General features: G+C 72.5%; 8 protein-coding genes. 6 read left to right on the top strand and 2 right to left on the bottom strand.

Annotated elements, in window-relative coordinates; translation table 11 throughout:
* Nucleotides 1-203: 203 nt before the first annotated feature.
* A complete protein-coding gene (locus tag H7A69_RS16620; RefSeq protein ID WP_182048061.1) occupies nt 204-1397 on the bottom strand; it encodes an AraC family transcriptional regulator in 1194 nt (397 codons plus the stop codon).
* A gap of 179 nt (nt 1398-1576) precedes the next feature.
* Here H7A69_RS16620 and H7A69_RS16615 point away from each other — a divergent pair, with 179 nt between their 5' ends.
* The 4 genes from H7A69_RS16615 to pgi all read left to right on the top strand — a co-directional run bounded on the left by H7A69_RS16615 (nt 1577) and on the right by pgi (nt 6235).
* Entirely contained in the window at nt 1577-1873 is a 297-nt protein-coding gene (locus H7A69_RS16615; protein WP_069713601.1) for a metal-sensitive transcriptional regulator, read from the top strand.
* 43 nt (nt 1874-1916) lie between these two features.
* Nucleotides 1917-2135 carry a heavy-metal-associated domain-containing protein gene (locus H7A69_RS16610; protein ID WP_069713600.1) on the top strand — a complete coding sequence of 73 codons (219 nt, stop codon included), beginning with the start codon at nt 1917-1919 and terminating at the stop codon, nt 2133-2135.
* The gene (locus H7A69_RS16605; RefSeq protein WP_411469376.1) at nt 2132-4402 is read left to right on the top strand and encodes a heavy metal translocating P-type ATPase; all 2271 of its coding nucleotides are present in this window, start codon (nt 2132-2134) and stop codon (nt 4400-4402) included. The genes H7A69_RS16610 and H7A69_RS16605 overlap by 4 nt, the downstream gene beginning before the upstream one ends.
* 123 nt (nt 4403-4525) lie before the next feature.
* Nucleotides 4526-6235: a glucose-6-phosphate isomerase gene (gene pgi / locus H7A69_RS16600; RefSeq protein WP_182048060.1), complete on the top strand. Its 1710-nt coding sequence runs from the start codon at nt 4526-4528 to the stop codon at nt 6233-6235.
* Nucleotides 6236-6410: 175 nt separating this feature from the next.
* Here pgi and H7A69_RS16595 read toward each other — a convergent pair whose 3' ends face one another.
* Entirely contained in the window at nt 6411-7322 is a 912-nt protein-coding gene (locus H7A69_RS16595; protein ID WP_182048059.1) for a LysM domain-containing protein, read from the bottom strand.
* A 110-nt stretch (nt 7323-7432) separates the two neighbouring features.
* Between H7A69_RS16595 and H7A69_RS16590 the strand changes: the two genes are divergently transcribed.
* Complete coding sequence (locus H7A69_RS16590) at nt 7433-8017, top strand: hypothetical protein (protein ID WP_182048058.1); 585 nt, start codon at nt 7433-7435, stop codon at nt 8015-8017.
* A 220-nt stretch (nt 8018-8237) separates the two neighbouring features.
* Nucleotides 8238-9695: a sugar porter family MFS transporter gene (locus tag H7A69_RS16585; RefSeq protein ID WP_182048057.1), complete on the top strand. Its 1458-nt coding sequence runs from the start codon at nt 8238-8240 to the stop codon at nt 9693-9695.
* Nucleotides 9696-9898: the final 203 nt, after the last annotated feature.

The raw sequence follows: 9898 nt of genomic DNA, 5'->3' as shown, positions 1-9898 counted from the left end.
GCCGTCGTGGCCGGGGTGGGGGTGGTGGTGTCAGCCATGTTCATGCTCCTCTCGATGCCCGCCGGGACACGTTCCCAGCGGTTGCTGTTCACGGATGAGACGGGGTGACACCGAGGTTCGTCACGCGACGGTCACGGGTTCCAGAGGTCTTCCAGGAAAGGTGCCAGAACGGCGGTTCTCCGTGTACCCCGGACCGAGCCGGTTCAGCGCCGGACGCCGGAACCGGCCGTCGTGTTGCGCGACGCAGCGTCCCGTGCGGCACGGACGACGGCCATCGGCGACTGCCCGCACTCCTCCTGGAAGAGCTGCTGCAGACGCCGGGGACGCACGCCCGCGGCCTCGGCGATCTGCTCCACGGTCAGGTCGCCACCCGCGTGAGCCTCGATGTGCGCGAGCGCCCGACGGACGCGCCAGGACGTCCGGCCGGACTCCGGACGCGCAGCCCGTGACGCCCGCAGGGTCGCGGCCGGGTCCTCGCCGAACCGGTCCCGGTAGGCGGCGGCGAACCGACCGGGGTTGGTGAACCCCCATCGTCGCGCGACCGGGGTGACGCCGTCGTCGCCGGCCGCACGGAGCAGCTCGCGGCGGACGCAGTCGAGCCGGTGGTCCCGCAGGAACCGGTTCGGCGTCGTGCCGAGCGTCCGGGCGAACACGTCCTGCAGCCCGCGCTGGCTGAGCCCGGACGCCTCGGCGATCTCCGGGACGGACGGTCGGTCGTCGGCGTGCGCCTCGATGTACCGGATGGCGTCCCGCAGCCGGTTCGCGACGGGGACGTCCTCGCCGCGGTTGCGGATCGGGAAGGTGTCGAGCACCACGACGGCCAGCCGACGGTTGAGCGCGGTGCGCATCGGCCCGACCACCCGGTCGTCGAGCAGCGCCGGGGCGAGGTCCTGCACGAGGCGTCGAAGGGGTTCGCGTTGCGCGACCGTGGCGTCCTGCTGGTCGAACAGGAGCGGTCCGTCCGGCAGGCGGTAGCCGAGCTCCTCGCCGACGGACCGCAGGAACGGGTCCGCCAGGTGCAGGCCGTTGTAGACCGTGTCCGCGGACACGAACCGGTACGCCTCGGACGCCGAGGCGATGTAGGGGCTGCCCGGCTCGATCACGCGGGTGCGGTCGGCGAAGTGCATCTCGAGTCGGCCCCGGGTGAGCCAGAAGACGACGTGGTCGGTCCGTGGCGCGATGACCCCGCCGCGGCGACCGTTCTCGGAGCGCATGGTGCGGAGCGTGACGTCCTCGTCGCCGACGATCGTGTACTCGTACCGCGTGCCGTCGGTCACGAAGGTGTCGGTCCCGAGGTCGCGGCCGTTCACCTCGGCCGAGAAGATGCGCGCGTAGTCGACGCCGTCGTCCTCGGTGAAGCGCAGCCGGCGGAAGCCGTGCGTCGTCGAGGAGCCCATCTGCGCATCATGCCAGCCCTGTCCGCTAAGCGCACCGCCCCCGAGTGGAGGGGGCGACGGACGGGAGGCGCGTGGCGGGCCCGGCCGCGTGCCTCCCGTCCGTCAGGGATCACCGGTGCAGCGCCACCGCTCCCGGAATACCCCGTGGGGGTACCCTGTTGTCGACACCGGAGGTCGGGATGCAGGAACACGCGCACGTCGGGTACATCGACGACAAGGACGACCTGCTCAAGCGGTTGCGTCGGGCCGAGGGGCAGGTGCGCGGCATCGCGCGCATGGTCGAGGACGAGACCTACTGCATCGACGTCCTCACCCAGATCTCCGCGGCGAACCGAGCGCTCGAACGCGTCGCGCTCTCGTTGCTCGAGGACCACCTGCGCCACTGCGTCGCGGAGGCCGTCGCAGAGGGCGGGGACGCCGCCGACGCGAAGGTGCGCGAGGCGAGCGACGCCATCGCGCGACTCGTCCGCTCCTAGTCACCGAGACGTCCACGGACCCACACCGACCGGAAGGAACACCATGACCACCGAGACCATCGCCGTGACCGGGATGACCTGCGAGCACTGCGTGACGAGCGTGACCGAGGAGGTGTCCGAGCTGGACGGCGTCACCGGCGTCGCCGTGGACCTCGTTCCGGGCGGCTCCTCGACGGTGACCGTGACCGCCGACCACCCGCTCGACGACCAGGCCCTCCGCGGCGCGATCGCGGAGGCGGGGTACGAGGTCGTGTCCCGGTGACCGACGGTGTCGTCGACCTCGACATCACGGGGATGACCTGCGCCTCGTGCGCGAACCGCATCGAGCGGAAGCTCGGCAAGCTGCCGGGCGTCAGCGCGACCGTGAACTACGCGACCGAGCAGGCACAGGTGTCCGTCACGGACCCGGAAGCGGTCGACCCCGCCGCGCTCGTCGCCGCGGTCGAGGCGGCCGGCTACGGCGCGACGGTGCGCCTGCCGCAGCCGCCGGCCGGCGCGGACGACACGGACCGGGCCGATGCCGTCGACCCCGCCGCGCCCCTGCGCCAGCGGCTCGTCGTGTCCGCGGTCCTCGCGGTGCCGGTCGTGCTGCTGTCGATGGTGCCGGTCCTGCAGTTCCCGAACTGGCAGTGGGCGGCGCTGGCCCTCGCGGCCCCGGTCGCGGTCTGGGGTGCCCTGCCCTTCCACCGGGGCGCGTGGGTGAACGCCCGACACGGTGCCGCGACCATGGACACGCTGGTCAGCGTCGGCGTCCTCGCCGCGTTCGGCTGGTCGCTGTACGCGCTGTTCCTCGGCGACGCCGGGCGGCCCGGGATGCACATGGCCTTCTCGTGGTTCGCCACCGACCCCGAGGCGAGCGACCTGTACCTCGAGGTCGCCGCCGCCGTGACCGTGTTCATCCTCGCCGGCCGGTACATGGAGGCCCGCGCGAAGCAGCAGTCCGGCGCCGCCCTCCGCGCCCTGCTCGAGCTCGGCGCGAAGGACGCGTCCGTCCTGCGCGACGGCCCCAGCGGCCCCAGCGGCCCCGTCGAGACCCGGGTCCCGGCGGCGTCCCTCGTCGTCGGCGACGTCGTCGTCGTGCGACCCGGCGAGCGGATCCCGAGCGACGGCGTCGTGCGCGAGGGGTCGTCGGCCGTCGACCGCAGCATGCTGACGGGGGAGTCGGTGCCGGTCGAGGTCGGCCCCGGTGGACACGTGACCGGCGCGACGATCAACCAGGGCGGTCGGATCGTCGTCGTGGTCACGGCCGTCGGTGCCGACACCGAGCTCGCCCGCACCGCTCGCCTCGTCGAGGACGCGCAGACCGGCAAGGCCGCCGTGCAGCGGCTGGCCGACCGGGTGTCCGCGGTGTTCGTGCCGATCGTCATCGGCCTGGCCGTGCTCGCCTTCGTCGGGTGGCTCGTGGTCGGCGGCTCGCTCACCGCCGCGTTCACGGCCGCCGTGGCGACGCTCATCATCGCCTGCCCCTGCGCGCTCGGGCTCGCGACGCCGACCGCCCTGCTCGTCGGGACCGGGCGCGGCTCGCAGCTCGGCATCCTCGTCGGCGGTCCGCAGGCGCTCGAACGCACGCGCGGTGTGGACACGGTCGTGCTCGACAAGACCGGCACCGTGACCACCGGCGAGATGCGGGTCGACGCCGTGCTGGCCGCTCCCCGTGCCGGTCTCCGCGACGCCGAGCTGCTCGCCGTGGTGGCCGCGGCCGAGGACGGCTCCGAGCACCCGGTCGCGCGCGCGGTCGTCCGAGCCGCCCGGGCGCAGGGCCTCGCGGTCCCCGGCGCCGAGCAGTTCACCGCGGCGCCGGGGGCCGGCGTGCAGGCCGTCGTCGACGGCGAGGTCGTCGTCGTCGGCACCGCCCGGTGGCTCGCGGAGGCGTGGGCCCTGACCGTGCCCGAGCCGCTGGCCGCGCAGGTCGCCACGGCGGAGGCGGGTGGCGGGACCGCGGTCTTCGTCGCGCGGGGCGGCAGCGTGCTCGGCGCGGTCGTCGTGGGCGACACCGTGAAGCCCGAGGCGGCGGAGGCCGTGCGCCGGTTCGTCGCGCTCGGGCTCCGTCCGGTGCTGCTCACCGGCGACAACGAGGGTGCCGCCCACGCCGTCGCCGCGCAGGTCGGCATCGACGAGGTGCACGCGCGGGCGACGCCCGCGTCGAAGCTCGACACCGTCCGCCGGCTGCAGGCCGAGGGACGCAGCGTCGCGATGGTCGGCGACGGGGTGAACGACGCCGCGGCACTGGCGGCGGCGGACCTCGGCATCGCCATGGGTGCAGGCACCGACGCGGCGATCGCGGCGAGCGACATCACCGTCGTGAACGGTCGCCTGACCGTCGTCGCCGACGCGGTCCGGCTCTCGCGGGCGACCCTCCGGACGATCCGGGGCAACCTGTTCTGGGCGTTCGCGTACAACGTGGCGGCGATCCCGCTCGCCATGGCCGGGCTGCTCAACCCCGTGCTCGCGGGTGCGGCGATGGCGTTCTCGTCGGTGTTCGTCGTGACGAACAGCCTGCGGTTGCGTCGCTTCGCGCCCACGCCCTGACCGGACCTCCGCGGCCCTGTGCGCGGGGACACCGCCGCGGCACTACGCTCGGACGTGGTCCGCGACGCAGCGCTGCGGTGACCCGCGGTCCAGTACGTCCAGAAGGTACCCAGGAGGACCGAAGTGACCGAATCCGCTCCCGTCGACCCCACATCGACCGACGGCTGGAAGAAGCTCGCCGGCATCGCCGACGGATTCACCCCCGACCTGCGCGGTTGGTTCGACAGCGACCCCGGCCGTGCCGAGCGCTACACGTTCCAGGCCGCCGACCTGACCGTGGACCTGTCGAAGGGCCTCGTCGACGACGACATCCTCGCCGCGCTGCTCCAGGTCGCGAAGGACGCCGGCGTCGCCGAGCGCTTCCAGGCGATGCTCGCCGGTGAGCACATCAACGTCACCGAGGACCGCGCCGTGCTGCACACCGCACTCCGTCGTCCGGAGGGCATCGAGCCGGCGCTCGTCGTCGACGGCCAGGACGTCGACGCCGACGTGCACGCCACGCTCGACAAGGTCTACGCCTTCGCCGAGAAGGTCCGCTCCGGCGAGTGGACGGGTGTCTCGGGCAAGCGCATCGAGACCGTCGTCAACATCGGCATCGGCGGCTCGGACCTCGGCCCGGTCATGGTCTACGAAGCCCTCAAGCCCTACGTGCAGACCGGGCTCGAGGCGCGCTTCGTCTCGAACATCGACCCCGCGGACATCTACGAGAAGACCGCGGACCTCGACCCCGAGACCACGCTCTTCATCGTCGCGTCGAAGACCTTCGGCACCCTCGAGACCCTGACGAACGCGCGCCTGGCCCGCCAGTGGCTGTGGGCGGAGCTCGGCCTGACCGACGCGAGCGACGACGAGAAGTCGAACGCCGTCGCGAAGCACTTCGTCGCCGTCTCGACCGCGCTCGACAAGGTCGCCGCGTTCGGCATCGACCCGGAGAACGCCTTCGGCTTCTGGGACTGGGTGGGCGGCCGCTACTCGGTCGACTCGGCCATCGGCACGAGCGTCGTCATCGCCATCGGCAAGGAGAACTGGCAGCAGTTCCTCGCCGGGTTCCACGCGATCGACGAGCACGTCCGCACCACGCCGCTCGAGCAGAACGTCCCCGTCCTCATGGGCCTGCTCAACGTCTGGTACACGAACTTCCTCGGTGCGCAGAGCCACGCGGTCCTCCCCTACACGCAGTACCTGCACCGCTTCGCCGCGTACCTGCAGCAGCTCACCATGGAGTCGAACGGCAAGCGCGTCCGATGGGACGGCACGCCCGTCACCACCGACACGGGCGAGGTCTTCTGGGGCGAGCCGGGCACGAACGGCCAGCACGCGTTCTACCAGCTCATCCACCAGGGCACGCGGCTCATCCCCGCGGACTTCATCACGGTCGCGAAGCCCGCTCGTCCGCTGAAGGACGAGTCCGGCGACGGGAAGGCCGTGCAGCCGGGCCAGGACGTCCACGCCCTGTTCCTCGCGAACTTCTTCGCGCAGACGAAGGCGCTCGCGTTCGGGAAGACCGCCGACGAGGTCCGCGCCGAGGGCACCACCGACGAGGGGATCGTCGCGGCCCGCACCTTCACGGGCAACAAGCCGTCGACGTCGATCCTCGCGCCGGAGCTCACCCCGAGCGTGCTCGGCCAGCTCATCGCGCTCTACGAGCACATCGTGTTCACCGAGGGCACCATCTGGGGCATCGACTCGTTCGACCAGTGGGGCGTCGAGCTCGGCAAGCAGCTCGCGCTGCAGATCGCCCCGGCCGTCGACGGCGACCAGGACGCGCTCGCGTCGCAGGACTCGTCGACCAAGGCACTCATCGCCAAGTACCTGGAGCTGCGCGGCGAGTAGTCACGCACCCCCACGACGGACGGGAGGCGCGGTGCCGGCTGGCACCGCGCCTCCCGTCCGTCGTCTGGTCGCGCTGGCCGCGGGGCGGCGCCGCCCGAGTCTCGGCTCTGCGGACAGTTTCGCGATCAACGGACCGCGAAACTGTCCGCAGTGCCGAGGCTCGCGCGCCGCGCGCTCAGCGCGCGAGCGGGTCGAGGTTGAGCGACGTGCCCTCGTACAGGTACTGGTCGTCGCCGAAGACCTGGACGCCCTCGTTGCACCAGACGAGCGCCTTCACGCTGATGCCGAAGCGGGCGGCGACGTCGCCGATCAGGTCGTTGCGCGCGACCGTGTAGGTCCGCGGAGCACCCGAGCCGGTCGTCGCGGTGACCGGTCCGGCGGCGTTCGCGCGGGCGCCGCCGTCCACCGGGTGCACGTTCGTCTGCCGCGCGGGGACCGACCACCGGACCGGTGCCACCGCGAGCACCTTGTCCGCGCCGATCTCGATCGGGACGTCCGCCTGGCCGGGCCGCGCGGCAGAGGAGACCACGAGGGTGACGAGCCCGGACGGGTCGACGCCGGACCCGTCGAGCGGCACCGACTTCGCCAGGGGCGACGAGGTCGGCCCGCCGAGGACGTCGTCGCCGACGCCGCGGTAGGTCAGGCCGTCGCCGACCTGCCGCTCGCGCTCGAAGAAGCCGACGTCGATCGGCACGGGCAGTGTCGACGTCACGCCGGAGTACTGCGCCGTGAAGGTGTCGTCCCCGTCCGCGACGACGCGGTAGTGGAAGTGGATGCTGCCCTTCGGCGAGGCGACGTCGCCCTCGGTCAGGACGGTGCCCGCCGGGATGGGTGTGAGCACGGGGTCGGGCACGGTGGCCTCGGTGGCGACCGGGGTCGGAGCGCGCGGGGTGGCCGACGCCTCGAGGAGGTCGCCCTCCGACGCCGCGTCGGGCGTGGCGGAGGGGGTCGGCGCAGCGGAGCGGCTCGCCGTCGGCGGGTCCGAGGGCGCCGGGAGCGCCGTGTCGGACCCGCGCAACAGCGAGCACCCGGACAGTGCGACGACGGTGACCAGAGCGGCAGCACCGGTCGCGACGGTTCGGATCATGATTCCCCCTCGGTTGTCGAGCGTAGCGCGGGACGACCCCGGTCTCGACGGCCCGGTCGGCCCGTGTGTCCGGGGACGTACGTGTCGGCCCGAGCGGCTACCGTCGAGGCATGGACCGTCACGACATCCTCGCCGCCGCAGCCGCCGCCCACGCCGCGCGCATCGCCGAGGCGGGCGGTGACGACACGGCCGCCCGTCGTCGTGCGGACGCGGTCGAGGGCCGGCGCCTCGGGACCGACGAGGCCGCCGCCGACGCGGTCCGGGCCGTCGAGCGCCGCCGTGCCGGCGAGGTCGAGCGTGCGGCCGAGCGCACCGAGGGTGCGCTGTCGGACTGGCACCGGATGGGCACGCGGCGCGGTGTGACACCGGACGAGCAGCTCCGGAGCGCCTGGACGGTCACCGGCGTCCCCGAGGCGGGAGCGGCACGGGCACTCGCGAACGTCCTGCTGTCGACCGCCGGCCACGCGGGACGTGTGGCCGACGCCGCGCGACGGAACCCCGCGCTCGGCGGTGCCGCCGGTGCCGCCGCCCGTCGGACGGTCCGTCGGTACACCGACCACGGGGCCGGGATGGCCTCGTTGGGCGACGTGCTCGGCGACGGCCGAGGCGACGGTCGGGGCGACGACCGCGACGGCCGAGGCGACCACCGGGGCGACCACCGGGGCGACCACCGGGGTGACGACGCCACCGGCTGACCCGGGGTCCGCACCACCGCGACCGCCGTCTCCCGGGGCCGCAGGCGGCGAGGCCGACGTGCACGCCCGAGACGCACTTGGAGCGCTCCCGCTCTGACCAGGTGTTTCGTGGACCGGTCCAAACGTCAGGTAGTCAGAATGTCCAATTGACAGGACATGGATTCGGGTTACGATCGGCTCACGCGAAGACGCGCGATCACCCGACGAAGGAGTCATCCGAATGGTCGACATCAAGCCGACGCAACCGAGCGTCGCACTGCCCCCGGTCGGCGAGGGGCCGCACCGCCGCCGCCTCGGCGTCCTCGCCCTCGTGGCGACCTTCGGCGGCCTGCTCTTCGGCTACGACACCGGCGTGATCAACGGTGCCCTCCGGCCGATGACCGAGGAGCTCGGGCTGACGACGATCACCGAGGGCGTGGTCACGAGTTCCCTGCTCTTCGGTGCCGCCATCGGGGCGATGCTCGGCGGTCGGATCGCCGACGGGTGGGGTCGTCGCCGCACGATCATCCTGCTCGCCGTCACGTTCTTCGTCGGCACGCTGATCTGCGTGTTCGCCCCGTCCTTCGGGGTCATCGTCGTCGGCCGGGTGCTCCTCGGTCTCGCGGTCGGCGGGGCGTCGACCGTGGTGCCGGTGTTCCTGGCCGAACTCGCGCCGTACGAGATCCGCGGGTCGCTCTCCGGCCGCAACGAGCTCATGATCGTCATCGGTCAGCTCGCCGCGTTCGTCGTGAACGCCGTCATCGGCAGCCTCTGGGGCGAGGGCAACGGCGTCTGGCGCGTCATGCTCGCCGTCTGCGCCCTGCCCGCCATCGCGCTCTTCGTCGGGATGCTCCGCGTGCCGGAGTCGCCGCGCTGGCTCGCGTCGAAGGGGCGGTACGGCGAGGCTCGGTCGGTGCTGGCGCAGATCCGCTCCGAGGAGCGCGCGACCGCGGAGCTCGAGGACATCAAGCGGACCAACGACATCGAGGCGAAGGTCCAGCAGGAGAGCGGGTGGCGGGTGCTGCTCGGCAACAAGTGGCTCATCCGCATCGTCCTGATCGGTGCGGGGCTCGGCGTCGCGCAGCAGCTCACCGGCATCAACTCGATCATGTACTACGGCCAGACGGTGCTCATCGAGTCGGGCTTCCAGGAGCAGGCGGCACTCATCGCCAACATCGCGCCCGGTGTCATCGCGGTGATCGGTGGCTTCATCGCCATCGCGAACATGGAGCGCATCAACCGCCGCACGACGCTCATCATCGGGTTCTCGCTGACGACCGTCTGCCACTTCCTCATCGGGATCGCCTCGATGGTGCTCGTGTCCGGCAACCCCGCCCGCCCCTGGGTGATCCTGTTCCTCGTCGTCGCGTTCGTCGGCTCGATGCAGACCTTCCTCAACATCGCGGTGTGGGTCGTCCTGTCCGAGATCTTCCCGACGCAGATCCGCGCGCTCGGCATGGGGATCGCGGTGTTCTGCCTCTGGATCGCGAACGCCTTCCTCGGCCTGTACTTCCCGACCATCGTCGCCGCCACCGGCATCACGGGCACCTTCTTCGGCTTCGCCGCCGTCGGGGTCCTCGCGCTCCTGTTCATCTGGCGGTTCGTGCCCGAGAGCCGTGGGCGCACCCTCGAGGAGGTCGAGGAGGGCGTCACCACCGGCAACATCTTCACGGTCCCCGCGAAGCAGGCGCGCCGCTAGACCGGCCGCACGACGGACGGGAGGCCCGTGGCGGATCCGCCACGGGCCTCCCGTCCGTCCTGCGCACCGGTACCGCCCATCCATCCGTCGCTACAGCCCCGGCGAGCGCCGCGCAGGGACAGAGTGTCCAGCCCCGCGAGCCTCACTCTGTCGGCCCGCAGACTCAACATAACATAAGAGTCGCAGCGCTGAACACGGCACAC

It is taken from the genome of Curtobacterium sp. ME26 (assembly GCF_903970945.1).
Lineage (GTDB): Bacteria > Actinomycetota > Actinomycetes > Actinomycetales > Microbacteriaceae > Curtobacterium > Curtobacterium citri.
This window is presented reverse-complemented; position numbering and strand designations above follow the sequence as displayed.

Excerpts from the sequence above, each read along its gene's own strand:
- H7A69_RS16620 (WP_182048061.1), bottom strand. The coding sequence starts at position 1,397 with ATGGGCTCCTCGACGACGCACGGCTTCCGCCGGCTGCGCTTCACCGAG.
- H7A69_RS16615 (WP_069713601.1), top strand. The coding sequence starts at position 1,577 with ATGCAGGAACACGCGCACGTCGGGTACATCGACGACAAGGACGACCTG.
- H7A69_RS16610 (WP_069713600.1), top strand. The coding sequence starts at position 1,917 with ATGACCACCGAGACCATCGCCGTGACCGGGATGACCTGCGAGCACTGC.
- H7A69_RS16595 (WP_182048059.1), bottom strand. The coding sequence starts at position 7,322 with ATGATCCGAACCGTCGCGACCGGTGCTGCCGCTCTGGTCACCGTCGTC.
- H7A69_RS16590 (WP_182048058.1), top strand. The coding sequence starts at position 7,433 with ATGGACCGTCACGACATCCTCGCCGCCGCAGCCGCCGCCCACGCCGCG.
- H7A69_RS16585 (WP_182048057.1), top strand. The coding sequence starts at position 8,238 with ATGGTCGACATCAAGCCGACGCAACCGAGCGTCGCACTGCCCCCGGTC.